Annotated in this window: 21 protein-coding genes; 10 read left to right on the forward strand and 11 right to left on the reverse strand. The window is 71.6% G+C overall.

Annotated features, from left to right (window positions below; translation table 11 throughout):
* Positions 1-33 precede the first annotated feature (33 nt).
* Entirely contained in the window at positions 34-414 is a 381-nt protein-coding gene (locus ACIOD2_RS29160) for an OB-fold nucleic acid binding domain-containing protein (RefSeq protein ID WP_323334933.1), read from the forward strand.
* 9 nt (positions 415-423) lie between these two features.
* The gene (locus ACIOD2_RS29165) at positions 424-1,146 is read left to right on the forward strand and encodes a DUF3159 domain-containing protein (protein ID WP_400544751.1); all 723 of its coding nucleotides are present in this window, start codon (positions 424-426) and stop codon (positions 1,144-1,146) included.
* A 53-nt stretch (positions 1,147-1,199) separates the two neighbouring features.
* On the opposite strand, the gene ACIOD2_RS29170 is transcribed toward ACIOD2_RS29165, so the two are convergent.
* On the reverse strand, positions 1,200-1,856 hold the full coding sequence (locus tag ACIOD2_RS29170; protein WP_400544754.1) for a potassium channel family protein: 657 nt from the start codon (positions 1,854-1,856) through the stop codon (positions 1,200-1,202).
* Complete coding sequence (locus ACIOD2_RS29175; RefSeq protein ID WP_323334936.1) at positions 1,853-2,518, reverse strand: TrkA family potassium uptake protein; 666 nt, start codon at positions 2,516-2,518, stop codon at positions 1,853-1,855. The genes ACIOD2_RS29170 and ACIOD2_RS29175 overlap by 4 nt, the downstream gene beginning before the upstream one ends.
* A 93-nt stretch (positions 2,519-2,611) precedes the next feature.
* On the opposite strand from ACIOD2_RS29175, the gene ACIOD2_RS29180 reads away from it, so the two are divergent.
* The 3 genes from ACIOD2_RS29180 to ACIOD2_RS29190 are packed head-to-tail and all read left to right on the forward strand — an operon-like array spanning position 2,612 to position 6,447.
* Positions 2,612-4,651, forward strand: a complete 2,040-nt coding sequence (locus tag ACIOD2_RS29180) for an APC family permease (RefSeq protein WP_400544758.1) — start codon at positions 2,612-2,614, stop codon at positions 4,649-4,651.
* Complete coding sequence (locus tag ACIOD2_RS29185; protein WP_400544761.1) at positions 4,648-5,835, forward strand: class I SAM-dependent RNA methyltransferase; 1,188 nt, start codon at positions 4,648-4,650, stop codon at positions 5,833-5,835. The genes ACIOD2_RS29180 and ACIOD2_RS29185 overlap by 4 nt, the downstream gene beginning before the upstream one ends.
* Positions 5,836-5,871: 36 nt before the next feature.
* The gene (locus ACIOD2_RS29190) at positions 5,872-6,447 is read left to right on the forward strand and encodes a TIGR03086 family metal-binding protein (RefSeq protein WP_400544764.1); all 576 of its coding nucleotides are present in this window, start codon (positions 5,872-5,874) and stop codon (positions 6,445-6,447) included.
* A gap of 750 nt (positions 6,448-7,197) precedes the next feature.
* On the opposite strand, the gene ACIOD2_RS29195 is transcribed toward ACIOD2_RS29190, so the two are convergent.
* Together ACIOD2_RS29195 and ACIOD2_RS29200 are read right to left on the reverse strand one after the other, a co-directional pair.
* Entirely contained in the window at positions 7,198-7,623 is a 426-nt protein-coding gene (locus tag ACIOD2_RS29195) for a hypothetical protein (RefSeq protein WP_400544767.1), read from the reverse strand.
* Positions 7,624-7,712: 89 nt separating this feature from the next.
* Positions 7,713-9,182: an aldehyde dehydrogenase family protein gene (locus ACIOD2_RS29200; protein WP_400544770.1), complete on the reverse strand. Its 1,470-nt coding sequence runs from the start codon at positions 9,180-9,182 to the stop codon at positions 7,713-7,715.
* Between the two features lie 182 nt (positions 9,183-9,364).
* Between ACIOD2_RS29200 and dxs the strand changes: the two genes are divergently transcribed.
* Positions 9,365-11,278 (forward strand): 1-deoxy-D-xylulose-5-phosphate synthase, encoded by a 1,914-nt coding sequence (gene dxs, locus ACIOD2_RS29205; protein ID WP_400544773.1) that lies wholly within the window; start codon positions 9,365-9,367, stop codon positions 11,276-11,278.
* Positions 11,279-11,286: 8 nt separating this feature from the next.
* Here dxs and ACIOD2_RS29210 read toward each other — a convergent pair whose 3' ends face one another.
* Genes ACIOD2_RS29210 through ACIOD2_RS29230 form a run of 5 tightly spaced genes read right to left on the reverse strand, consistent with a single transcriptional unit; the run spans position 11,287 to position 18,121 of the window.
* Positions 11,287-12,735 carry a purine-cytosine permease family protein gene (locus tag ACIOD2_RS29210; protein WP_400544776.1) on the reverse strand — a complete coding sequence of 483 codons (1,449 nt, stop codon included), beginning with the start codon at positions 12,733-12,735 and terminating at the stop codon, positions 11,287-11,289.
* Positions 12,732-14,084, reverse strand: coding sequence for an aminobutyraldehyde dehydrogenase (locus ACIOD2_RS29215; protein WP_400544779.1), 1,353 nt, complete (start codon positions 14,082-14,084; stop codon positions 12,732-12,734). Before ACIOD2_RS29215 ends, ACIOD2_RS29210 begins: the two co-directional genes overlap by 4 nt.
* A complete protein-coding gene (locus tag ACIOD2_RS29220) occupies positions 14,081-15,736 on the reverse strand; it encodes a thiamine pyrophosphate-binding protein (protein WP_400544782.1) in 1,656 nt (551 codons plus the stop codon). The genes ACIOD2_RS29215 and ACIOD2_RS29220 overlap by 4 nt, the downstream gene beginning before the upstream one ends.
* Positions 15,733-16,677, reverse strand: coding sequence for an agmatinase (speB, locus tag ACIOD2_RS29225; RefSeq protein ID WP_400544785.1), 945 nt, complete (start codon positions 16,675-16,677; stop codon positions 15,733-15,735). The genes ACIOD2_RS29220 and speB overlap by 4 nt, the downstream gene beginning before the upstream one ends.
* Positions 16,670-18,121 (reverse strand): sodium:solute symporter, encoded by a 1,452-nt coding sequence (locus tag ACIOD2_RS29230; protein ID WP_400544788.1) that lies wholly within the window; start codon positions 18,119-18,121, stop codon positions 16,670-16,672. Before ACIOD2_RS29230 ends, speB begins: the two co-directional genes overlap by 8 nt.
* 109 nt (positions 18,122-18,230) lie before the next feature.
* Here ACIOD2_RS29230 and ACIOD2_RS29235 point away from each other — a divergent pair, with 109 nt between their 5' ends.
* The 4 genes from ACIOD2_RS29235 (at position 18,231) to ACIOD2_RS29250 (ending at position 22,361) form a co-directional block, all read left to right on the forward strand.
* Positions 18,231-19,748 carry a PucR family transcriptional regulator ligand-binding domain-containing protein gene (locus ACIOD2_RS29235; protein WP_400544791.1) on the forward strand — a complete coding sequence of 506 codons (1,518 nt, stop codon included), beginning with the start codon at positions 18,231-18,233 and terminating at the stop codon, positions 19,746-19,748.
* Between the two features lie 255 nt (positions 19,749-20,003).
* Positions 20,004-20,681, forward strand: coding sequence for a response regulator transcription factor (locus ACIOD2_RS29240; protein ID WP_285994219.1), 678 nt, complete (start codon positions 20,004-20,006; stop codon positions 20,679-20,681).
* On the forward strand, positions 20,678-21,802 hold the full coding sequence (locus tag ACIOD2_RS29245) for a sensor histidine kinase (RefSeq protein ID WP_400544795.1): 1,125 nt from the start codon (positions 20,678-20,680) through the stop codon (positions 21,800-21,802). The genes ACIOD2_RS29240 and ACIOD2_RS29245 overlap by 4 nt, the downstream gene beginning before the upstream one ends.
* Positions 21,803-21,845: 43 nt before the next feature.
* On the forward strand, positions 21,846-22,361 hold the full coding sequence (locus tag ACIOD2_RS29250; RefSeq protein WP_400544798.1) for a permease-like cell division protein FtsX: 516 nt from the start codon (positions 21,846-21,848) through the stop codon (positions 22,359-22,361).
* On the opposite strand, the gene ACIOD2_RS29255 is transcribed toward ACIOD2_RS29250, so the two are convergent.
* Positions 22,358-24,469: a 3-hydroxyacyl-CoA dehydrogenase NAD-binding domain-containing protein gene (locus tag ACIOD2_RS29255; RefSeq protein ID WP_400544801.1), complete on the reverse strand. Its 2,112-nt coding sequence runs from the start codon at positions 24,467-24,469 to the stop codon at positions 22,358-22,360. The two genes, ACIOD2_RS29250 and ACIOD2_RS29255, sit on opposite strands and share 4 nt — an antisense overlap.
* Positions 24,470-25,702: a thiolase family protein gene (locus tag ACIOD2_RS29260; RefSeq protein ID WP_400544804.1), complete on the reverse strand. Its 1,233-nt coding sequence runs from the start codon at positions 25,700-25,702 to the stop codon at positions 24,470-24,472.
* Between the last annotated feature and the right edge of the window lie 8 nt (positions 25,703-25,710).

Here is a 25,710-nt window from a genome sequence, read left to right on the forward strand (position 1 = left end):
CCAAGTCGGGGGCCCCGGAGCACAGGAGCACCTATGTCCGCCAAAGACGGCGGCTACTTCAGCCGGTTGGTTCGCAAGCTGACCAGCGACGTCGAGGACCTCGACGCCGACGAGATGTCGATGAGGTCGGACGCCGAGGGCGCGCAGCGCGCCTGCGACTGCCGGTCCGGCGAAGAAGTCACTGTGATGGGGAGACTGCGCAGCGTGGAGCTCTGCCCGACCGACGAGGCCGCCACCCTGGAGGCGGAGCTGTTCGACGGGACGCAGGGCGTGACGCTAATCTGGCTCGGCCGCCGCCGGATCGCGGGCATCGAGCCGGGTCGCACGATCAAGGTGCGCGGCCGGATGGCCGAGCGTGACGGCCAGAAGGTGCTGTACAACCCCTATTACGAGCTCCAGAGCCCAGTGAGTTGATCACCTATCGTGACTGATCCCGCCCCGAGCGAGAAGAAGACCGACGACGCGGATGAACCGCAGCCGACCATGCTCGAGCAGATGGGCGGCGTGTCCGGCCTGATCTACTCGTCGCTGCCGGTGATCGTGTTCGTCCTGGCGAACTCGTTCTTCGGCCTGACCGCGGCCATCTGGACCTCGATCGGCAGCGCGGTGGCCATCACCGTGCTCCGCCTCGTGCGCAAGGAGCCGCTGCAGCCGGCGATCTCCGGGTTCTTCGGCGTGGCGATCGCGGCGTTCATCGCCTACCGCACCGGGTCCGCGAAGGGATTCTTCCTCTTCGGGATCTACGCGAGCCTCGTCTACTGCGGCATCTTCGTGCTGTCGGTGGTCGTGCGCTGGCCGATCGCGGGCGTCGTCTGGAACATGCTCAACGGCACCGGCCAGGCGTGGCGCAAGGACAAGCCGTCCCGCTACGGCTACGACGTCGCCACGCTCGCCATGGCGCTGATCTTCGCCGCCCGGTTCGTCGTGCAGCGGTGGCTCTACCAGGAGGACTACACCGGCTGGCTGGCCTTCGCGAAGATCGCCATGGGCTACCCGCTCTACGCGCTGGGCCTGCTGGTCGTCGTCTGGGCGGTCCGGCGGTCCGACAAGCGCCTCAAGGCCATGGCCGAGGACGAGCCGAAACCGGAGACCGACGCTGAGGTCGAAGCCCGGCTCCGCGAAAAGTACGCGGCTCCCGAAGCCTAGAAGACCCGCGAAGAAGGCCCCTGACGCTCGTCAGGGGCCTTCTTCGCGTGCGGTCAGTAGCCCAGGGCCGTGCGGATCTCCGGCTCGACGTCGGACGTCGCCACGAACAGCAGCTCGTCGCCCGGCTCCAGCGGGTCCTCCGGCTGCGGCACGATCACGCGGTCGCCGCGCAGGATGGTCACCAGCGCCGCGTCGCGGGGCAGGTCCAGCTCGCTCACCGGCTTGCCGGCCAGCGGCGTCTCCGCCGGCAGGGTCAGCTCGACGAGGTTCGCGTTGCTCTGCCGGAACGTCATCAGCCGGACCAGGTCGCCGACGCTGACGGCCTCTTCGACCATCGCCGCGAGCATCCTCGGCGTCGACACCGCGACGTCGACGCCCCAGGCGTCGGTGAACAGCCACTCGTTGGCCGGGTTGTTCACCCGGGCCACGACCCGGCGCACCGCGAACTCGGTCTTCGCCAGCAGCGACACCACGAGGTTGGCCTTGTCGTCGCCGGTCGCGGCGATCACGACGTCGCACTGCTCGATCCCGGACTCCTCGAGGATCGAGACCTCGCAGGCGTCACCGAGCACCCAGTCGGCCTGCTCGACGGTCTGCGGCTCGAACTGGTCGGCCTCCCGCTCGATGAGCATCACCTGGTGCCTGCCGTCGATCAGCTCGGCGGCGATGGAGCGGCCCACGGCCCCCGCACCGGCAATCGCGACCCTCATGCCTCGTCCTCCGGTTCGCGGTTGGCCACACTGCCCACGTCGCTGACGGTGCCGGAGCGCGCGGCCACCCACACGTCGTCGTCGGCCTGCAGCACGGTCTTGGGGTCCGGCAGCACGGCGGTGCCGAAGCGCATGATGAACGCCACCCGCGCGCCGCTCGCCTCCTGCAGGGACCGCACGGAGTGCCCGACCCAGCCCTCGTGCAGCGGCAGCTGCAGGATCGCGACGTTGCCCGACGGGTCCCGCCACGCCGACGCGACGCCGTCCGGCAGCAGGGTGCGCAGGAACCGGTCGGTCGTCCACGGCACGGTCGCCACCGTCGGGATGCCCAGCCGCTCGTACACCGCGGCGCGCTTGTGGTCGTAGATCCGCGCCACGACGTGCTCGATGCCGAAGTTCTCGCGCGCGACCCGCGCCGAGATGATGTTCGAGTTGTCCCCGCTGGACACCGCGGCGAACGCGCCGGCCCGCTCGATCCCGGCTTCGATGAGCACCTTGCGGTCGAAACCGACCCCGACGACCTGCTGGCCGTGGAAGTCGCTGCCGAGCCTGCGGAACGCCTGCTGGTTCTTGTCGATGACGGCCACCTCGTGGCCGAGCCGCTCCAGCGCAGCGGCCAGGGACGCGCCTACCCGGCCGCATCCCATGATCACCACGTGCACGCCCTGCCTCCTCATTCGGCGGTTACCCGTCCGTTGCTACCCCGACATGCCAGCGCCGAACCTACCGTGCACCCCGGCGGTTACGCTTCCGTGGTGTCGAAGTTCCCGACCGTGCTGAAACGCCTGGTCCTCGGACGTCCGTTCCGCAGTGACAGGCTCGCTCACACGCTCCTCCCCAAGCGCATCGCGCTGCCCATCTTCGCGTCCGACGCGCTCTCGAGCGTGGCGTACGCGCCGGAAGAGATCTTCCTGACGCTGAGCGTCGCGGGTCTCTCCGCGTACGCGCTGGCGCCGTGGATCGGCATCATGGTCGCGCTGGTGATGCTCGTCGTCGTCGCGTCCTACCGGCAGAACGTGCACGCCTACCCGAGCGGCGGCGGTGACTACGAGGTCGCCAACACGAACCTGGGCGGCAAGTTCGGGCTGACCGTGGCGAGCGCGCTGCTCGTCGACTACGTGCTCACGGTCGCGGTGTCCACTTCGTCCGGTGTGGCCAACATCGGCTCCGCCGTCCCGTGGGTCGCCGAGCACAAGGTGCTGGCGTCCATCGTGATCGTCTCGGTGCTCACCGCGCTGAACCTGCGCGGCATCCGCGAGTCCGGGAAGGCCTTCGCGATCCCGACTTACGGGTTCATCCTGGGCATTCTGGTCATGGTGGTCTGGGGACTGTTCCAGGCGGCGACCGGCACCGAGATGAAGGCGGAGAGCGCCGGCTTCACGCTGACGGCCGAGGGGACCTTCGCCGGCGTCGCGTACGCGTTCCTGGTGCTGCGGGCGTTCTCCTCCGGCGCCGCGGCGCTGACCGGGGTCGAGGCGATCAGCAACGGCGTCCCGGCGTTCCAGAAACCCAAGTCGAAGAACGCGGCGACCACGCTGCTGATGATGGGCCTGCTCGCGGTCACCATGCTCGTCGGCATCATCACGCTGGCCACGATCACCGACGTCAAGTTCGCCGAAGACCCGGCGAAGCAGCTCGTCGGCGCGCCCGCGGGCTACCAGCAGAAGACGATCGTCGCGCAGATCGCGCACGCGGTGTTCGCCGACTTCCCGCCGGCGTTCTACTACATCTCCTTCTCCACCGGCATCATCCTGCTGCTGGCCGCGAACACCGCGTTCAACGGTTTTCCCGTGCTGGGCTCGATCCTGGCGCAGGACCGCTACCTGCCGCGGCAGCTGCACACCCGCGGCGACCGGCTCGCGTTCTCCAACGGGATCCTGTTCCTGTCGGCGTTCGCGCTGGTGCTGATCATCGCGTTCGACGCCGAGGTGACGCGGCTGATCCAGCTCTACATCGTGGGTGTGTTCGTGTCGTTCACGGTGAGCCAGGCCGGCATGATCCGGCACTGGAACCGGTTGCTGGCCAGGGAAACCGACCCCGCGGTGCGGCGGCGGATGCGGCGCTCGCAGACGGTGAACGCGGTCGGCCTCACCTGCACCGGCGTGGTGCTGGTGATCGTGCTGATCACCAAGTTCCTGCTGGGCGCGTGGATCGCGATCGCGGCGATGGTGGCGATCTTCGTGCTGATGACCGCGATCCGGAAGCACTACGACCGGGTCGCCGACGAGCTGAAGGACCTGGGCGACACCCCGACCGTGCTGCCCTCGCGCAACCACGCGATCGTGCTGGTGTCCAAACTGCACCGCCCGACGCTGCGCGCGCTGGCCTACGCCAAGGCGATGCGCCCGGACGTGCTCGAGGCCGTCACGGTCAACGTGGACGACGCCGACACCCGCCGGCTCACCGCCGAGTGGGAGGCGCACAAGTTCAAGGTGCCGCTGAAGGTCGTCGAGTCGCCCTACCGCGAAATCACGAAGCCGGTGCTCGACTACGTGAAGCGCGTGCGCGGCGACAACCCGCGCAACGTCGTCACGGTGTTCATCCCCGAGTACGTCGTCGGGCACTGGTGGGAACAGGTGCTGCACAACCAGAGCGCGCTGCGGCTCAAGGGCCGGCTGCTGTTCCAGCCGGGCGTGATCGTCGCGAGCGTGCCGTGGCAGCTCGAATCCTCGGCCAAGGCGGCCGAGCGTGTCCGGAACGAGCGGCCGGCGGCCGGTGACGTCCGGCGCGGGTTCTCGCCCAACGGGACGCCGCCGATCGTCGGCCCGACCAAGCCCAAGGAGCCCGCTGAATGACCACCTGGCAAGGCCGTGTCCTCGAGGTGGAGGTCGGCGCCGTGGCGCACGGCGGCCACTGCGTGGCCCGCGCCGACGGACGGGTGGTGTTCGTCCGGCACGCGCTGCCGGGGGAGCACGTGCGCGTCGAGGTCACCGAGGACAACGGCGGCTCGTTCTGCCGCGGCGACGCGGTCGAGGTGCTCAAGCCCTCGCCGGAGCGGGTCACCCCGCCCTGCCCGCTGGCCGCGCCCGGTGCGTGCGGCGGCTGCGACTGGCAGCACGCGTCGCCGTCGTACCAGCGTGAGCTGAAGGCGGCGGTGGTCGCGGAGCAGCTTTCGCGGCTGGCCGGCATCGAGCGTGAGGTCGTCGTCGAGGAGCTCGACGGCGGGGTGCTGGACTGGCGCAGCCGCGTCCGGCTGGTCGCCGGGCGCGACGGGCGCGCGGGCCTGCGGGCCCACCACAGCCACCGCGTGGTGGCGCTGGAGGACTGCCCGATCGCCGTCCCCGGCGAGCTCACGGACGTCCTCGCGCGGCGCTGGCGGCCGGGCAGCGAGCTCGAGGTGACCAGCGACGGCGACGGCCGTACCCACGTCCGCGAGCTGTCGACGGTGCGCGGCAAGGTCCGCGCCCGGCAGCTGTCGGGCGGGGTCGCGGTGCAGCACGCCGCGGGCCGCGACTGGCGGCTGGACGCGCACGGGTTCTGGCAGGTCCACCCGGCGGCGGCGTCCACACTGGCCGCGGTCGTGGCGGAGTGGGCCGAGGCGCCTTCCGGCGGGTCGGCGTGGGACCTCTACGCGGGGGTCGGGCTGTTCGCGTCGGTGCTGGCGTCGCAGGTCGGCGAGTCCGGGCGGGTGCTGGCGATCGAGTCGGGCCGCCGCGCGGTCTCCGACGGCGAGCGCAACCTCGAGGACCTGCCGCAGGTGTCCTGGCAGGCCGGGCGGGTGGAGGACGTGCTGTCCGCGGCGGAAAAGCCGGTCGACGTCGTCGTGCTGGACCCGCCGCGCAAGGGCGCGGGAAAGCCGGTGGTGGAGTCGATCGTGGCCGGTCAGCCGGACCGCATCGTCTACGTCGCCTGCGACCCGGCGGCCCTGGCTCGCGACCTGGCGACGTTCGCTTCGCACGGCTACGCGCTGACGGCGCTGCGGGCGTTCGACGCGTTCCCGATGACGCACCACGTGGAGTGCGTGGCGCTGCTGTCCTGACCTTTTTTGTCGGTGGTGGTCGTCACACTGTCTCCCGTGACTGTTCTGGATGCTTTCGACCGGGCCGCCGCGATGGTGACCGCCCTGGTCACGGCGGTGCGCGACGACCAGTGGACGCGGCCGACGGCGTGCGCGGACTGGGACGTGCGCGGGGTGGTGAACCACCTCGCGCACGGAAACGCGAAGGTGGCTTTTTGGGCGGGCGCCGGACCGGCGGCTCCGGACGGTGACTACCTGGGTCCTGACCCCTCGCCGGCGTTCGCGGCTTCGGTGGTTTCCGCGCGCTCGGTGCTGGCTGAGCCGGGGCTGTTCTCGCGGACGGTGACAACGCCGCTGGGTGACGTGCCGGGAGAGTTCCTGGTGCACATGCGCGTGAACGAGTACCTGGCCCACGGCTGGGACATCGCGGACGCGACCGGGCAGCCGACCGATCTGCTGCCGGACCTGGCGGAGTCGGCATTGGCACAGTGGCGGACCCGCTTCGGTGACCGGCCTCGGCCGCCGGGCGGCCCGTTCGGGGCAGAGGTGCCGGCACCTCCGGAGGCGGCGGCGACGGCGGCGGATCGGCTGGCGGCCGTCTTGGGCCGGAAGGCGGTGGGCGCTCCGGAGTAGAAGGTTTGCGCGACTGGGTCGCGGACGTGCTGCATCGCACGGCTCCCGCTGCGGCGGGGCGCAGGCACAGCGGCGGGCTCTTGCGTGGTGTGAGCCGGTGCCATGCGGATCAGCGTGCTCGGGGTGCCGTGCAGGCCGCTGCCGGGTGGGTTGCCGTGGTCAGGGTGTTCGGCGTGCCCGCGGCTGCTGCCGGGTCGGTCGCCGTGGATCGGGCTGCTTGGCGTGCCGCGACGGCCGCTGCCAGGTGGGTCGCCCTGGTCACCTTGTCCGGGGTACCGCGTAGGCCGCTGCCGGACTGGTTGCCGTAGTCAGGTTGCCTGGCGTGCTGCGAGGGCTGTTGCCGGGTGGGTCGCCGTGTTCGGCGTGCTGCCAGGAGTGCGGCCAGGCGATCCGGGGGCAGGGCTGCCCGACGTGCTGTGTAGGCCGTCGCCGAGTGGGTCGGCGTGTTCGGTGTGCCGCGAAGGCTGTGGCAAGGCGAACCGTGGGTCAGGTTGCCCGATGTGATGCGCAGGCTGTTGCCGGGTGGGTCGCCGTGCTCGGTGTGCTGCCAGGATTGCGGCAAGGCGATCCGTGGGTCAGGTTGCCCGACGCGCTGCGTAGGTCGTTGCCGGGGTGGGGCAGCGTGTTCGGTGTGCCGCGAAGGCTGTGGCGAGGCGATCCGCGCGTGAGGTTGCCTGGCGTGCGGCGAGGGCTGTTGCCGGGTGGGGCAGCGTGCTCGGGGTGCCGCCAAGCGGCAAGCCGATCCTCGGGTCAGGCTGTCCGGCGCGCCGCGAATGCCGCCGCCAGACCCGTGGCCGTCATCGCGATCCCGGACACCAGCAGTACCCAGGTTCCCGCGCCCGGGATGATGCGCGCCGCCGGCTCGAGGGCGGCTGCGTGCGGGAGGGTCACCACCAGGTGGCGCAGCACCACGCCCGTCACCACCAGGCCCGGGAGGCAGCTAAGCGCGAGGGGTTCGTCCTGCTTGCGGGCGAACGTCAGGTACGCCAGCGTTCCCGCGAACAGGACCGCCGCCGCGCAGACCAGGCGCAAGCTCAGTCCCAGCTCCGGGTCGGGCGTGCCCGGGGGCAGGACTCCGGCGTACTCGGCCGTGCGCAGTGTCAGGCCGGCGATCACTCCCAGTCCGGTCGCCGCCACCACCGCCGCCCGTGGCCCCCGCCATGCGTGCTCCCTCACGCACGCAGCATAAAACGCCGTGACGGGCTTTCCGATCACCTTTCCGCCGCTGGGCCGTTCGGTGGATCCCGATCGGGCGACCCCCGAGCTCAGCCGGCGAACCAGTGCTGCGGCTCCGGGCGCAGGTTCTGGTAGATGTGCTTGGTCTCGGTGTACTCCGCCAGCCCCGTCGGGCCGAGCTCACGGCCGAACCCGGACTGCTTGTAACCACCCCACTCGGCCTGCGGCAGGTACGGGTGGAAGTCGTTGATCCACACCGTCCCGTGGCGCAGCCGGCCCGCCACCCGCTGCGCACGAGAAGCGTCGTTCGTGAACACCGCGCCGGCCAGGCCGTAGTGGGTGTCGTTGGCGATGCGGACGGCGTCGTCCTCGTCGGTGAACGTCTCGACCGTCAGGACCGGGCCGAACGACTCGTCGACCACCGCCGACGAACCCTGCTTGACCTGGTCCAGGATCGTCGGGAGGTAGTAGAAGCCCTCGGTCAGGGAAGGATCTGAAGGTCGGCCGCCGCCGGTGCGCAAAACCGCGCCTTCGGCCAGGGCGGCGGCCACGTAGGCCTCGATCTTCGCCCGGTGCGCCGCCGAGATCAGCGGGCCGGTCTCCGCGCGCTCGTCGAACGGGCCGCCCAGGCGGATCCGCTCGGCCCGGCGCACCAGCTCGGCGACGAACTCCTCGTGCCACTCGCGCTGCACGATCAGCCGCGCGCCCGCCGAGCAGACCTGGCCGGAGTGCAGGAACACCGCGGTCAGCGCGTAGTCGACCGCCGTCTCGAAATCGGCGTCGGCGAAGACCACGTTCGGGTTCTTCCCGCCCAGCTCCAGGGCCACTTTCTTGACCGTGGACGCGGCCGCGGCGGCGATCACCTTGCCGGTCGCCAGCCCGCCGGTGAACGACACGAGGTCGACGTCCGGGTGCTCGGCCAGCGGGGCGCCGACCTCGGCGCCGGCCCCCAGCACCAGGTTCGCGACGCCGGGCGGCAGGCCCGCCTCGGTGAGCAGCCGCAGGAACAGGATCGACGTGTGCGGCGTCAGCTCGCTGGGCTTGAGCACGAACGTGTTGCCCGCGGCCAGCGCCGGCGCGATCTTCCACACGGTCTGCAACAGCGGGTAGTTCCACGGAGTGATCAGCCCGCAGACGCCGACCGGCTCGTGCACGATCCGGCTGAAGGCGTCCGGGTTGCCGGTGTCGACGACGCGACCGGCGTCCTGGGCCGCGAGCTTGCCGAAGTACCGCAGGCAGGCGGCGATGTCGGCCATGTCGTAGCGGCTCTCGACCAGCCGCTTGCCGGTGTCGAGCGACTCGGCCCTGGCGAACGCCTCGGCGTCGCGGTCCAGCAGGTCGGCGGTGCGCAGCAGCAGGTCACCGCGCAGGTGCGCGGGGGTGCCGGGCCACGGCCCGGTGTCGAACGCCCGCCGTGCCGCGGAGATGGCGGCTTCGGTGTCCTTCGCGGTGCCTTCGGCGACCGTCGCGACCAGGGAACCGTCCGCCGGGCAGCGGATCTCCCGTCGCCCGCCGCCGATCGCGTCCACCCAGTCGCCGCCGATGAAGAAGTCCGCCATGCGCCCCATTCTCGTGGCCACGCGGCGTGACCGCCACAGCACCGCCGGGAGACGAGGTTCACCCCGCGTGATGACGGCCGATCGCGCTCCGCCTGTGACGCCGGACGCGGCGGGCGGACCCGCGGTGGCGGGTCTCCGTAGACTGGCCGGAACGTGGCCGTGGATGAGCGAGGTGGAGACGAGTGACGATGCTGGAGTCCGTCAGCGGACCGGCGGACCTGAAGCGCATGAGTGTCGAGGACCTCGGCGAGCTGTCGGCCGAGATCCGGGACTTCCTCGTCGACAAGGTCCGGCGCGCCGGCGGGCACCTGGGGCCGAACCTGGGCGTCGTCGAGCTGACGCTGGCCCTGCACCGCGTGTTCGACTCGCCCCGCGACGCCATCGTCTGGGACGTCGGGCACCAGGCCTACGTCCACAAGATCGTCACCGGCCGCGCGGAGGGCTTCGACAAGCTGCGCCAGACCGGCGGTGTCACCGGTTACCCGTCGCGCGCCGAGAGCGAGCACGACTGGGTCGAGAGCAGCCACGCCTCCTCCGCACTGTCCTATGTGGACGGGCTGGCGAAGGCGTTCGCGCTGGGTGACGACGAGCGCCACGCGGTCGCCGTCGTCGGCGACGGCGCGCTCACCGGCGGCATGTGCTGGGAAGCCCTCAACAACATCGCCGCGCACCGGGACCGCCCGGTCGTCATCGTGATCAACGACAACGGCCGGTCCTACTCGCCGACCATCGGCGGGCTGGCCGACCACCTCGCCGCGCTGCGCCTGCAGCCCGGTTACGAGCGGCTGCTCGACGGCGGCCGCGAGATCCTCAAGCACACGCCCGTCGTGGGCCGGCCGATCTACGCCGCCCTGCACGCCGCGAAGGCCGGCCTGAAGGACGCGCTGAGCCCGCAGGCGATGTTCTCCGACCTCGGCCTGAAGTACCTCGGCCCGGTCGACGGCCACGACTTCGTCGCGCTGGAGAAGGCGTTCCAGAGCGCCCGCGCGTTCGGCGGCGCGGTGATCGTGCACGTGGTGACCGAGAAGGGCCACGGGTACGCGCCCGCGGTCAACAACGAGCACGACCAGATGCACCAGACCGACCCGATCGACCCGGAGACCGGCCTGCCGCCGGTGAAGGGCCCCAGCTGGACCGGTGTGTTCGGCGACGAGCTGGCCAAGATCGGCGCGGAGCGCGAGGACGTCGTCGCGATCACCGCGGCGATGCTGCGCTCGACCGGGCTGGACAAGTTCGCCGAGGCGTACCCGGACCGCTGGTACGACGTCGGCATCGCCGAGCAGCACGCCGTCACCTCGGCTGCCGGGCTCGCCATGGGCGGGCTGCATCCGGTCGTCGCGATCTACTCGACGTTCCTCAACCGCGCCTTCGACCAGCTGCTGATGGACGTGGCGCTGCACCGCCTGCCGGTGACGCTGGTGCTGGACCGCGCCGGGATCACCGGGCCGGACGGGCCGAGCCACCACGGCATGTGGGACCTGTCGCTGCTGGGCATGGTGCCCGGCATGCGCGTCGCCGCGCCGCGCGACCCGGCCACACTGCGCGAGGAGCTGCGCGAAGCCGTCGCGGTGGCCGATGGCCCGACCGCGCTGCGCTTCTCCAAGGGCAAGGTCGGGACGGACGTCACCGCGGTCGAGCGGCTCGGCACGGTCGACGTGCTGCGCCGCCCCAAGGAAGGCGCCGACGTCCTGCTGGTCACGGTCGGTGCGTTCGCTCCGCTCGGTCTCGCCGCCGCGGCCCGCCTGGCCGACCAGGGCATCGGCGTCACGGTGGTCGACCCGCGCTGGGTGCTGCCGGTGCCGGCCGAGCTGGTCGCGCTGGCCGAGCAGCACAAGCTGGTGGTGACGGTCGAGGACAGCGGCCGCCACGGCGGTTTCGGCTCGGCCCTGGCCGCGGTCTTCCGCGACGCGGAGTGCGACGTCCCGCTGCGCGACCTGGCGGTCCCGCAGACGTTCCACGACCACGGCAGCCGCGACGAGGTGCTGACCCGCATCGGCCTCACCGCCCAGGACGTCGCCCGCCGGGTGACGGAGTGGGCGTCCGGCCGGATCGGCGCTCCCGCGGAACGGTCCGAGAAGAGCGCCGACCGCAGCTGACAGCTGGGTCAGGCTTCGGCGGGCACCACGTCGAGCACCGGCGTGGTGGCCCGGCCGAAGACCTCCGGCGGCTCCGGAAACAGCTTCACCAGCAGCGGGTACGCGATCGCCGCCGTGCCCAGCGTGACCAGCAGGCTGATGTCCACACCGCCCGCAATGTCGCGCAACGGGCCGGCGATCATCGGGGTGTTCGCGCACAACAGGCCCAACGCCGTCGCCGGGATCCAGGCCGCCATCGCGCGCCAGTTCACGCCGCGGTTGAACCAGTAACGCCCACCGCGACGGCCTTCGTTGAACACTTGCAGGTCCGCGACGTCGTAGAAACCGCGCCGCTGGACGAAGCCGATCATCATGATCACCATCCACGGTGACGTGCAGAGCACGATCAGCGTGGCGAACGCGTTGATGCTGGACACCATGTCGAGCGCGAAGTTGCCGACGAAGATGAACACCACGCTCAACGTGCCGATCAGCAGCGTCGCCTGCACCCGCGACAGCCGCGGGAAGATCGAGCTGAAGTCCAGGCCCGTCCCGTACAACGACGTCGTTCCCGTCGACAGGCCGCCGATCAGCGCCACCACGATGAGCGGGATCGCGTACCAGAGCGGGGAAATCGCGGTCAGGCCGGTGATGTAGTCGGCCGGGTCGGCGACCAGCGTCGCGGTCGCGATGCCGAAGCCGAACGGCAGCAGCGTCGCGACCTGCGCCAGGAACGGCGCCGCCAGCAGAGAGCGCTTGCTGTGGTGCGAGGGGATGTAGCGGGACCAGTCGCCGAGGAACGCGCCGAACGAGATCGGGTTGGCCAGCGCCGTGACCACCGCGAGGATGAACGTCGGCCCGAACGTGCCCAGCGCGTACGTCCCCGTGCCGCCGTAGCCCGGGTCGAACGTGCCGCCGTAGGCGAGCACGCCGAGCAGCATGATCACCGTGCCGAGGACCACCGCGACCCGGTTGACCAGCAGCATGAACCGGTAGCCGTAGATGCAGACGACGAGCGTCGCGATCGCGATCACGCCGTACGCGACCGCCCGCAGCAGGGCGCCGCCGTCGAAGCCGAAGAGCCGCTGCGCGGCCCCGGCGACGGCGTCGCCGCTGACCCAGACGGAGATCGCGAAGAACGTGATCGCGGTCAGCAGCGACAGGAACGACCCGACACACCGGCCGACCACACCGAAGTGCGCACCGGACGACACCGCGTTGTTCGTGCGGGTGCGCGGGCCGAACAGCGCCATCGGGGCCAGGACGAGCCCGCCGAGCACCACGCCGATCGCCGTCGCCGCCAGCGCGGCGCGGAAGCTCAGGCCGTACGCGATCGGCAGTGTGCCCAGGATGATCGTGGCGAACGTGTTCGCGCCGCCGAACGCCATCCGGAACAGGTCGCGCGGGCGGGACGTCTGTTCGGCGGGCGGGATCGGCGCGATCCCGTGCTGCTCGACCTCGGTGATCTTCTCGCTCATGCGAACCTGGTCATGACGTGCTTCACGCGGGTGTACTCGGCGAAGGCGTACGCGGACAGGTCCTTGCCGTGCCCGGAGTGGCCGAACCCGCCGTGCGGCATCTCGGCGACCAGCGGGCCGTGCGTGTTGACCCACACGCAGCCGAAGTCCAGGTCGGCGGAGACGCGCGCGGCGATCGCGAGGTCCCGCGTCCAGACCGACGAAGCCAGCCCGTACGGCACGCCGTTGGCCAGCGCGACACCCTCGTCTTCGTCCGAAAAGGACTGAACCGTGATGACGGGTCCGAAGATCTCCTCTTGGACGATCTCGTCGTCCTGGCGCAGCCCCGAAATCACCGTGGGGGCGAAGTAGAACCCGCGGTCGCCGTGCTGAACCCCGCCGGCCTCGACGCGGGCGTGCGACGGCAGCCGCTCGACCAGGCCCTGGACGCGGTCGAACTGCGCGCGGCTGTTGAGCGGGCCGAAGTCGACGCCGGGAGTCTGCGCGGCGGCGGCCTTGGTCAGCTCCGCGACGAAGTCGTCGTGGATCGACGCGTGTACCAGAACCCGGCTGCCCGCGGTGCAGTCCTGACCCGCGTTGTAGAAGGCGGCGCCCACGATGCCCTCGGCCGTCGAGGCGAGGTCGACGTCCGGGAAGACCAGCAGGGGAGCGTTGCCGCCCAGCTCCAGGTGGGTGCGCTTGAGGTCGGCGGCCGCCACGGTGGCGACGTCGATGCCCGCGCGCGTCGAGCCGGTGATCGAGACCAGGTCGGTGATCGGGTGCTTGACCAGCGCGCGGCCGGTGTCGCGATCGCCGGTCAGCACCGTGAACGCGCCCTCGGGCAGGAACTCGGCCGCGATCTCGGCCAGCCGGACCGCGGTCGACGGCGTCGTCTCGGCCGGCTTGAGCACCACGGTGTTGCCCGCGGCCAGTGCCGGCGCGATCTTCCAGACCGCCATCATCAGCGGGTAGTTCCACGGCGCGATCTGCGCGCAGACCCCGACCGGCTCGCGGCGGATCACCGACGTGTGGCCTTCCGTGTACTCCCCGGCCGCCGTGCCCTCCAGCTGCCGCGCCGCCCCGGCGAAGAACCGCAGCGCGCTGACGCACTCCGGGATCTCCTCGTCCAGCACGACGGACCGGATCTTGCCCGTCTCGCGCACTTCCAGGTCGGCGAACTCCGCCGCGTGCGACTCCAGGGCGTCGGCGATCTTCAGCAGGGCGAGCTGACGCTGCGCCGGAGTGCTGCGCCGCCACACCTTGAACGCCCGCGCGGCCGATGCGAGCGCGGTGTCCACATCGGACTGATCGGCGATGGGGCTGGTACCGAAGACCTCGCCGGTCGCCGGGTCGGTCAGGTCGAGTGTCATGACTTCTCCAGGTGGGTCGGCTCGAACATCTTCAGCAGGGCGGGCAGGACCACGACGGACGGGCCGGGCGTGCGCAATGCCTCGGCGAGATCGGCGCCTACGGTGTCCAAAGTAGACAGTTTTGCCAAGATGTCGAACGACTGCGCCAACGCCACGAAGTCCGGCCGGGCCAGCTCGGTGGCCGTCGACTGGCCGAAGGCGCCGGTCAGGTACTCGCGGAGGATGCCGTAGCCGCCGTCGTCGACGATCAGCCACGTGACGTCCAGGCCGTGCTGCACCGCCGTGGCCAGCTCCGCGATGCCGTACATCGCGCCGCCGTCACCGGACACGGCCAGCGTCGGCCCGCCGGTCGCGGCCGCGCCGCCGAGCGCGCCCGGCAGGCCGTAACCCAGCCCGCCCGCACCCTGCGCGGTGTGGATCGGCGCGCCTTCGGGGTTCCACGCCGACCAGGCCCAGTACGCGGCGATCGTCATGTCCCAGAACGTCTGCGTGCCCTCGGGGACGGCCGCGCGGATTTCGTCGACGAGCTTGCGTTCGACAGCCAGGTCCTGACCGTCCAAACGCGACTTCACCCGCTCCAAAAGCCCGGCCACCGCCGCTTCCGCCCGGCCGTCGGACTGCCGCATCGGCACCCACTCCAGGAGGGCCTGCAGCGTGAGCCGGACGTCGGCGTGGATGCCCAGGCCCGGATAGTTCGACTCCAGCTTGCCCAGGTCGGCCTCGACCTGGATGACGCGGCCGCGCGGGGCGAACTCGCGGTAGTTGCTGGACAGCTCGCCGAGGCCGGAGCCGAGCACCAGCAGGACGTCGGCGTTCGCGAGGAACTCCGTGCTGTGCCAGTCCTCCAGCCACGACTGCCCGGACAGCTCGTGGTCCCAGCCGAACACACCCTTGCCGCCGAAGGTGGACAGCACGGGCGAGCGCAGGGCCTCGGCGAGCGCCGTCAGCTCCGCGTGCGAACCGGACCGCAGCGCGCCACCACCGGCCAGGATCACCGGATTGGTCGCCGTGGCCAGGAGATCCGCCGCCGCGGTGACCAGCTCCGGCAGTGGCGCCAGGGGAGTGGGAGCGGCCGAGACCGATGTGATCGGCGGGACCCCGGCCGGGCCGAGCAGCACGTCCTGGGGGATCTCGACCCACACCGGGCCATAGGGCGCGGTCGACGCCGACGTCCAGGCTTCGCGCAACGCGGTCGGGATCTGGCTGGCGCGCCGCACGACGTGCACCGACTTCACGACGTCGCGGAAGCTCGCCTGCTGGTCCGGCAGTTCGTGCAGGTAGCCGTGGCGGCCGCCGCCGAGCCCGGCCACCGGGATCTGGCTGGAGATCCCCAGCACCGGCACCGACGCGGCACGGGATTCCTGCAGGGAAGCCAGCGTCAGCAGCGCGCCGGGGCCGGTGGAGACCACGAGCGGCGTCACCGGGACCGGGCCGTCCGGGTTCGCGGCGAGCCGCGCGCGGGCGTGCCCGTCGGCGGCGAAGGCCAGGTTGTTCTCGACGCGCCCGCTGATCACGCGCAGGTCGTCGGCCCGCCGCAGCGCCTCGAACAGGCCCAGGGCGTGCTGGCCCGGCAGGCCGAAAACGGTGTCGGCGCCCAGGGCGCGCAGGGTTTCGGCGACGACGTCGCCGCCGATGCGTTCGGTGTCCGTCATGCGCTCTTCCCCAAGGTCAGCAGGCTCACCAGGTCGTAGGCGACGTGGGAGGCCGCGATGGCGGTGATCTCGGCGTGGTCGTAGGCGGGGGCCAGCTCGACGACGTCGGCCCCGACCAGGTTGAGGTCGCGCAGGCCGCGCAGGATCTCCAGCAGCTCGCGGCTGGTCATCCCGCCCGCCTCGGGCGTCCCGGTGCCCGGCGCGTGGGCCGGGTCGAGGACGTCGATGTCGACCGAGACGTACAGCGGCCGGTCGCCGATCCGCTGCCGCAGCGCGTCCACGGTCTCGGTGACACCCCGGCGCATGACGTCGCCGGAGGTGACGATCCCGAAGCCGAGCCGGCGGTCCTCTTCGAGGTCCCGCTTGCCGTACAACGGCCCGCGCGTGCCGACGTGCGACAGCGCGCTCGTGTCGAGGATGCCCTCCTCCGACGCCCGCCGGAACGGGGTGCCGTGGGTGTACGGCTCGCCGAAGTAGGTGTCCCAGGTGTCGAGGTGCGCGTCGAAGTGCAGCAGCGCCACGGGTCCGTGCTTCTTCGCCGCCGCCCGCAGCAGCGGCAGGGCGATCGTGTGGTCGCCGCCGACCGTCACCAGCCGCGTCCCGTTCGCCGTCAGCGCTTCGGCTTCCTGCTGCAGCGTCTCGATCGCTTCGCCGATGTTGAACGGGTTGACGGCGATGTCGCCCGCGTCCACCACCTGCATCTCGGCGAACGGCGAGACGTCCAGCTCGGGGTGGTAGGGCCGCAGCAGCCGGCTCGCCTCGCGGACGGCCGCCGGGCCGAACCGCGCGCCGGGCCGGTACGACACCCCGGAGTCGAAGGGCACCCCGACGACGGCGACGTCGGCGTGCGGGACCTGGTCGATCCGCGGCAGCCGCGCGAAGGTCGCGAAGCCGGCGTAGCGGGGGATCCGCGACGAATCGAGCGGACCGACGTTAGGCACTGGCAGGCTCCTGTTCACGGGTCGGGACGGGCGTGTCTTCGCCGTTGAGACGGCGGGTCCACACGGAGAGGATCGAGTCGGACGTGCGGGGCGTGGCGAAGCTGACGGCCAGGTAGACCAGCAGGCTCGCGCCCAGTCCCCAGTAGATCGGGGTGTTGGCCTCGACGCCGTCGATGATCATGAACGTCACCACGGACACCGTGCCGGCGATCATCGAGGCGTACGCGCCCTGGCGGGTGCCGCGCTTCCAGAACAGCGCGCCGACGATCGCCACCAGCAGGCCGCCGACCAGGATGTCGTAGGCGATGGTGAGCGCGTTGACGACGTCGTCGACGATCATCGCGATGCCGATCGCGACCAGGCCGAGCACGAGCGTGGTGATCCGGTTGCGGCGGACCTCGCCGGTCTCGGTGTTCTTCAGGCCCAGCTTGGACAGCAGGTCCGACGTCGTGGTGGTCGAACACGCGATCAGCGCGCCGCTCGCCGTCGACATCATCGCCGAGAGCGCGGCGGCCAGCACCAGCCCGCGGACGCCGGTGGGCAGCAGCCGTTCGACGATCGTCGCGAAGGCGTCCTGCGCGCTGCCGAGATCCGGGTAGAGCGCGTGGGCGGCCATCCCGATCAGGGCGCCGGCGACGCCGTAGACCAGGCAGTAGACACCGGAGGTGATGCCGCCGGACGTCGCGATCGCCGGGGTGCGGGCGGTGAACACGCGCTGCCAGATGTCCTGGCCGATCAGCAGGCCGAAAGTGTAGATCACGAAGTACGTGACGATCGTGTCCGTGCCGATCGAGGTGAAGCTGAAGAAGCTCGCGTCCAGCTTTTCGCTCATGCCGCTGAAGCCACCGGCGGAGCTGATCGCGACCGGCAGCAGGATCGCCAGGATGCCGATGGTCTTGATGACGAACTGCGCGATGTCGGTGAGCGTGATCGACCACATGCCGCCGAGCACCGAGTAGAGCACCACGATCGCGCCGCCGACGGCGATGCCCGCCCAGTTCGGCAGGTCGAACAGCACCTTGAAGATGGTGGCGAACGCCAGCGTCGAGGTCACCGTGAGCATCAGGGTGTAGCCCCACATCACGACGCCGGACACCGCGCTGGTGTTGCCGCCGTAGCGCAGGTCGAGCATCTCGCCGACGGTGTAGACCTTGAGCTTCACCAGCCGGCGCGCGAACACCGCGTGCAGCACCAGGATGCCGACGCCGATGGCGAGCACCAGCCAGGCGCCGGAGATGCCGTAGGTGTAACCGAGCTTGACGCCGCCGACCGTGGACGCGCCGCCGAGCACGACGGCCGACATCGTGCCGGAGTACATGAACCAGCCCAGCCGCCGCCCGGCGACCAGGTAGTCGGACTTCGTCTTCGCGAGCCGGAGGCCGTACCAGCCGACCCCGAGCATCCCGGCTATGTACAGCGCGATCACCGCGTAGTCCCCGGTCACGGCTGCCTCCTCTGGCGTTGTGCTGGTGGTGTTCGGGCCACCGTAGGTTCGGTCGCGGGCCGGTGAGGATGGGATGATTCATCTCATTGTCAACGCTCGCGGAGATGAAATGACCCAGAACCTGGATCCGGCGTCCACCGAGGTGACTGTCCCGTTACGGGCCGTCGTCGGCAACCGGGAGCTCGCGCTCGACGTCGTCCGCGAGACGCTCCGGCCGGGCGCGCTCGACGCCCCGGTCCGCTGGGCCCACGTCAGCGAGCTGCGGGACCCCGCGCCGTACCTGATCGGGCAGGAGCTGATCCTCACCGCCGGGGTGAACCTGCCCGAGGACGTCGACCGGTACGCCCGCGGGCTGCGCGAGGCGGGGGTGACGGCGCTCGGCTTCGGGCTCACCCCGACGGTGTCGGAGACGCTGCCCGAGCCGCTGCGCCAGGCGTGCGCGCGGCACGGGCTGCCGCTGCTGGTGGTGCCGCCGCGGACGCCGTTCCTGGCGATCAACCGGGCGGTCTCGGTCGCGCTGACCGAGGCAGGCCAGCGGGAGCAACGGCGGATCACCGCGGCCCGGGAGGCACTGACGCGGGCCGCGGGCGGCGGTCTCGGCGAGCTGACGGAAGCGCTTGCGGCGCGGCTGCGGTCGTGGGTCGCGCTGGTCGGCGCCGGGGACGTGCTGGCGTCGGCGCACGACGCGCCGACGCCGTTGCCGCCCGAGGTGCGGGAGCTGGTCGCGACCGTGCGGGCGGGCAGCGGGATCCGCAGCGCGACGACCGAACTGGCCGGCGGCGAAGTCGTGGTGGTGCAGCCGGTGTACCCGCAGGCGACGGCGTCGCACCTGGTGGTCACCGGCCGCGCCGCCCGGTTCGACGGCGCCGACCGCGCGATCCTCGCCGTCGGCGCGGCCCTGCTCGGCCTGGTCGGGCGGGCCGGCTCGGACGCCGCCGAACTGGGCGCGGCGGCCACCGGGCTGCTGCTCGGCCAGGCGTCGGCCGAGGGGGTGGCGCGGGTGGTGCTCGGCACGGACGTCTGCCGGTTGGTCGCCGGAGCGCCGTACCGCCGCGGCCCGGGCGAGGTGGCCCTGCGGCCGGACTGGCTGCGCGCGCGGCTGGACACGCCGCTGGTGGAGGTCCGGCCGGGGCCGCGATTCGTGGCGATCACGGGTCCCGATCCGGGGGACCTGGAGGCCCTGCGCGAGCACGGCTGGCTCGCGGCGGCCGGGTCACCCGTCCCGGCCGAGCGGCTGGCCGGCGCCGTCGCGGAGGTGGACCTGCTGCTGGAACGCGCCGCGGTGCTCGGGCGCCCGGTGGTCGCCGGCGGCGGCCCACTCGACTTCGACGCCCTGGTGGCACCGGGTGCGTCCCGGGAGTTCGCGGCCCAGGCCCTGGCACCGCTGCTCGCCCTCGACCGGGCGGGCGAGCGCGAACTGGTGCCGACGGTCCGCACGTGGCTGGCCCACCACGGCGGCTGGGAGGCGACCGCGACGGCGCTGGGCGTGCACCGCAACAGCGTCCGGCACCGGATCGCGCAGGTGGAGCGGGCGCTGGACGTGGACTTGGCGGACCCGGAGACCCGGATGCGCCTGTGGTTCGCCCTCCGGTGGGCCACACCTGACGCACACCCTTCGCGCCACTGACCGCCGACATGTCGTGGGACACGCTGGATTCAGCGCAGGTGCGTTTTTCGCGACGCTGGTCTTGCCGATCCGCGAGATCCGCGCCCGGAGGCGGGCCGAACAGGACGGGAACGCCAGGCAGGCGAGACTCGTCGTGTCCGGAATCATCAGCGAGGCGCACCCAGCCGGAGGACCGCCGCGGCCGGCGAATGAGGCCACACGCGAAGCACATAGTCCTTAAAGGGCACTCTCAGGAAAATATGGGATTGTGGTGCGGTGCGAGTTTTGGTAGTCGAGGACGAAGAACCCCTGGCCGACGCGATCGCCCGTGGCCTGCGCCGCGAAGGCATGGCGGTGGACGTCGCGCTCACGGGTGACGACGGGCACGAGAAGGCCGCCGTCACGCGGTACGACGTCGTGTTGCTGGACCGGGACCTGCCCGGGATGTCCGGGGACGAGCTGTGCCGCGAGATCGTCGCGTCCGGTGAGCTGACCCGCGTCCTGATGCTGACCGCGAGCAGCTCGGTGTCCGACCGCGTGGACGGGCTGTCGCTCGGCGCCGACGACTACCTGGCCAAGCCGTTCGCCTTCCCCGAGCTGGTCGCCCGGGTGCGGGCGCTGGGCCGCCGGGCCACCCCGGCCGCGCCGCCGCTGCTGACCGCGGGTGACGTCGAGCTGGACCCGGCGAAGCGCACCGTGCGCCGCGCCAGCGGGCCGGTCGAGCTGACCCGCAAGGAGTTCGGCGTCCTCGAGGTGCTGCTCTCGGCCGCCGGTTCGGTGGTCAGCAGCGAAGAACTGCTCGAGCGGGTGTGGGACGAGAACGCCGACCCGTTCACCACGACCGTCCGGGTCACCGTGATGACGTTGCGCAAGAAGCTCGGCGAGCCCGGGATCATCGAGACCGTCGTCGGGTCCGGGTACCGGGTGCCGGAGCCCGGCACGCCGCGCGCGTGAACCTGCCGGGCACCCGCAGCCTCCGCGCCCGGATCACCCTGCTGGCGACCGTGCTGGTCGCCGCCGTCAGCCTGCTGCTGCTCTGGCTGGCCTGGACGCTGGTACGGGACTCGCTCGACGCCGTCCCGCAGATGCCGCCGGGCAGCACGGTGGTCGTCGACGGCGTCCAGGTCGACGCGTCGACGCTCGCCGAGCACCTGCGCGTGCACGCCCGCAACCGGATGCTGCTGTTCGGCTCACTGGCGTTCCTGCTGGTGGTGGCGGCCGCGGCGATCCTCGCCTGGACGTTCACCTCGCGGGTGCTGCTGCCGCTGCGCGAGATCACCGGCACGGCGCGGCGGCTGTCGGTCGAGTCGCTGGGGGAGCGGATCGGCGAGGTCCGCTCGCGTGACGAGCTGGCCGAGCTGGCCGGCACCTTCGACGACATGCTCGACCGGCTGCAGGCCGCGTTCGACGCGCAGCGGCACTTCGTCGCGAACGCGAGCCACGAGCTGCGGACGCCGTTGTCGGTGATCCGCACGGAACTGGACGTCACGCTCGCGGACGAGGACGCCGACGTCGCCGAGCTGCGCCGGATGGGCGGCGTGGTCCGCGACGCGACCGAACGCGCCGGCCAGCTCGTGAACTCGTTGCTGCTGCTGGCCCGCACGGACGGCGCGGGCCTGGGCGTGCGCGAGCCGGTGGACCTCGCGGTGGTCGTCGACCGCGCCTGGCGCTCGGCCCGCGTCGAGGCCGAGCAGCGCGGCATCCGGGCGTCGTTCACGGTGGCGCCGGCCCCGACGTTCGGCGATCCCGCGCTGCTGGAACGGATCGCGGGCAACCTGCTGGAGAACGCGGTCCGCCACAACGTCGAGAACGGCTGGCTGGACGTCCTCACCCAGCCGGGACCGCAGTGGTCGGTGCTGCGGGTGCGGTCCTCGGGCGGGCTCGTCGACCCGGCGGCGGTACCGGAGCTGTTCGAGCCGTTCCGCCGCGCGGGCGTGGCCCGCACCGCCCGCTTCGGCGCGGGCCTGGGGCTGTCGATCGTCCGCGCGGCGGTCGCGGCCCACGGCGGAAGCGTGGTGGCGGAACCGATCGTGGGCGGCGGGCTCGCGGTGACGGTGCACCTGCCCGTCGGCTAGCGGTCGCGCACGAAGAGCCGGGTGTGCTCTGATCTTCGGCGTGGTGGAGAAACCGAGGTCGCTGGTCCGGATCGTGGTCCCGGTCGTCGTCGCGGCCCTGGCCGCCGGGGTGGGGCTGGCGTTCTTCGTCTCGGCGCTGCTGCGGCCGCCAGACCTGCCGGTGGACACGAACCCGGTACCGCTGGCCGGGCACAACCTCTGCGCGTCCGTCGCGGTCTACTTCCGGAGCGACGACGAGATGCGGGCGGCGGCGGAGACCTTCCACGACGACCCGAAGGCGCGGCGGGTGTTCGTCGAGACCAAGGCGGAGGCGTACGCCCGGTTCAAGGAGATCTTCAAGGACCAGGCCGAGTTGCTGCAGTCGACGCGGCCCGACGCGCTGCCCGCGTCGGTGTCGCTGCTCGCGGTGCCCGGCACGGACCTGGCCGCCTGGGCGCGAGAACTGCACGCCCGCTTCACGAACGCCGACCAGGTGCAGGTCAACGACCTGAACGCGGCGGCGGCGCGGTGGAAAGCCACCGCGCCGCCGCCGAAGTGCCCTCGTGAGGGCGAGTACTAGGAAGCCGGGACCGACGCGACACCCGGAGCGAGGAACGGCTTGCCGTTCACACGCTCGGACACCCCGGAGCGGTCCAGGTACGGCGTGATGCCGCCGTTCCAGAACGGCCAGCCGGCGCCCAGGATCAGGCACAGGTCGATGTCCTGCGCCTCGGCGACCACACCCTCGTCGAGCATGATCCGGATCTCCTCGGCGATGGCCGCGAGCGCGCGCTCACGCACCTGCTCCGAGGTGGACGGCTTGTCGCCCTGCGTCCACAGTTCGACGACCTCGGGGTCCGGCGACTGGTTCCCCTGGGAGTCCCAGACCCAGACGCCCTTCTTGCCCGCCTTGACGAACTTGGCGAGGTTGTCGGACACGGTGAACCGGTCCGGGAACGCCTCGTGCAGCGTCTCGCCGACGTGCAGCGCGATGGCCGGGCCGACGAGCTGCATCAGCGTCAGCGGCGACATCGGCAGGCCGAGCGGCTCGAGCGCGCCGTCGGCGACCTCGAACGGCGTGCCCTCGTCGACCGCCACCAGCACCTCGCCGAGGAAGCGCAGCAGGAGCCGGTTGACGACGAACGCGCTGGCGTCCTTCACCAGCACGCTGGACTTCTTGAGCTGCTTGCCGACCGAGAACGCCGTCGCGAGCGCCGCGTCGTCGGTCTTCTCGCCGCGGACGATCTCCAGCAGCGGCAGCACGGCCACCGGGTTGAAGAAGTGGAAACCGACCACCCGCTCGGGGTGCTGCAGCTTCGACGCCATCGCGGTGATCGACAGCGACGAGGTGTTGGTCGCCAGGATCGCCTCGGGGGAGACGTGCTGCTCCAGCTCGGCGAACACCTGCTGCTTGACGCCCAGCTCCTCGAAGACGGCTTCGATGACGAAGTCGGCGTCGGAGAACGCGGCCTTGTCGAGCGAGCCGGAGACGAGCGCCTTGAGCCGGTTGGCGCCGTCCGGTGAGACGCGCTTCTTGGCCAGGAGCTTGTCGATCTCGTCGTGGACGTACCCGACACCCTTGTCGACGCGCGCCTGGTCGACGTCGGTCAGCACGACCGGCACCTTGAGGCGGCGCACGAACAGCAGCGCGAGCTGGCTGGCCATCAGGCCGGCGCCGACGATGCCGACCTTGTTCACCTTGCGGGCCAGGTTCCGGTCCGGCGCGCCGGCCGGGCGCTTGGCGCGCTTGTTGACCAGGTTGAACGAGTACAGCCCGGCGCGCAGGACGTCGGACATGAGCAGCTCGGCGAGGCCGTCGGTCTCGGCCGCGTAACCCCGGTCGAGATCGTTCTCGCGGGCCAGCTCCAGCAGCTCGACGGCCTTGGTCGCGCCCGGCGAGGCGCCGTGCGTGCGTCCGTCCACAAGGGACTTGGCCCGCGCGACGGCGGTGTCCCACTCGGCGCCGCGGTCGATCTCGCGACGGGCCGGGGTGATCTCGCCGTTGACGACCTTGGCCAGCCACAGCAGCGACTGCTCGAGGTAGTCGGCCGAGCCGAAGACGGCGTCGACGATGCCCAGCTCGGCCGTCTTCTTGACGTTGAGCATCTTGTTCTGCGCCAAGGCGTTCTCGATGATCACCGTGACGGCGGCGTCCGGCCCGATGAGGTTCGGCAGCAGCTGCGTGCCGCCCCAGCCCGGGAACAGGCCGAGGAAGACCTCGGGGAACGCGATCGCGGCGGTGTTCTCCGAGAGCGTCCGGTAGTGGCAGGACAGCGCGAGCTCGAGCCCGCCGCCCATGACCGCGCCGTTGATGAACCCGAACGTCGGGATCTTCGTCTCGGTGAGGCGGCGGAACACGTCGTGCCCGGTCTGGGCGATCTCGCGCGCCAGCTTCGGGTCGCTCACGGACTCGACGCCCGAGAGGTCCGCGCCGACGGCGAAGATGAACGGCTTGCCGGTGACGGCGATCGCGGCCGGCTCGGCCTCGAAGGCCTTGTCCAGCGCGGTGTTCAGGCTTACGAGCCCCTGCGGGCCGAAGGTGTTCGGCCGGGTGTGGTCGTGGCCGTTGTCCAGCGTGATCAGCGCGACCGGCTTGGCGAGCCCGGGCACCTTGACCAGCCGCGTGACGGCGTTGGTGACGACCTCGTCGGGGAAGGCGGCCTTCGCTTCTTCAGCGGTGAAAGTCATTTACTTCGCCCCCTCGAACGCCGGGTTCTCCCAGATCACGGTGCCGCCCATGCCGATGCCGATGCACATGGTGGTGATGCCGTACTGCACGTCGGGCCGCTCGGCGAACTGGCGCGCGAGCTGCGTTATCAGCCGGACGCCGGAGGAGGCCAGCGGGTGGCCGCAGGCGATCGCCCCGCCCCACTGGTTCACGCGCGGGTCGTCGTCGGCGATGCCGAAGTGGTCGAGGAAGGCCAGCACCTGCACGGCGAAGGCCTCGTTGATCTCGAACAGGCCGATGTCGTCGATGGACAGGCCGGTGCGCTTGAACAGCTTCTCGGTGGCCGGCACCGGGCCGATGCCCATGACCTCGGGCTCGACGCCGGCGAAGGAGTAGCCGACCAGCCGCATCGCGACCGGCAGGCCCAGCTCGCGGGCGGTGTCCTCGTCGGCCAGCAGCGACGCGGTCGCGCCGTCGTTGAGGCCCGCGGCGTTGCCGGCGGTGATCCGGCCGTGCGGGCGGAACGGCGTCTTCAGCCCGGCGAGCGTCTCCAGCGTGGTGCCGGGCCGCGGCGGCTCGTCCTCGGTGGCCAGGCCCCAGCCCAGTTCCTTCGAACGGGTGGCGACGGGGACCAGCTCGGGGCCGATCTTGCCGGTCTTGACGGCTTCGGCGTAGCGCTCCTGGCTACGCGCCGCGTAGGTGTCGGTGCGCAGCTTGGTGATGTCCGGGAACCGGTCGTGCAGGTTCTCGGCGGTCTGGCCCATGACGAGCGCGGTCGGGTCGACCAGCTTGTCGGCGATGATCCGCGGGTTCGGGTCGACGCCCTCGCCCATCGGGTGGCGGCCCATGTGCTCGACGCCACCGGCGATCGCGATGTCGTAGGCGCCGAAGCCGATGCCGGACGCGGTGGTCGTGACGGCGGTCATGGCGCCGGCGCACATCCGGTCGATGGCGAAGCCCGGCACGGACTTGGGCAGCCCGGCGAGCAGCGCGGCGGTGCGGCCGATGGTCAGGCCCTGGTCGCCGATCTGCGTGGTGGCGGCGATGGCCACCTCGTCGACGCGCTCGGGCGGCAGCTCCGGGTGCCGCCGCAGCAGCTCCCGGATGGCGTTGACGACCAGGTCGTCGGCGCGGGTCCCGGCGTAGATGCCCTTGTCGCCGGCCTTGCCGAAGGGGGTCCGTACCCCCTCGACGAAGGCGACGTTGCGTACCCCTCGCGCGTTCGGCGCAAGCGGCGTTGCTGGTGCGGCCACGAATACTC

Origin of the sequence: Amycolatopsis sp. NPDC088138 (genome assembly GCF_044741685.1) — a bacterium.
GTDB lineage: Bacteria > Actinomycetota > Actinomycetes > Mycobacteriales > Pseudonocardiaceae > Amycolatopsis.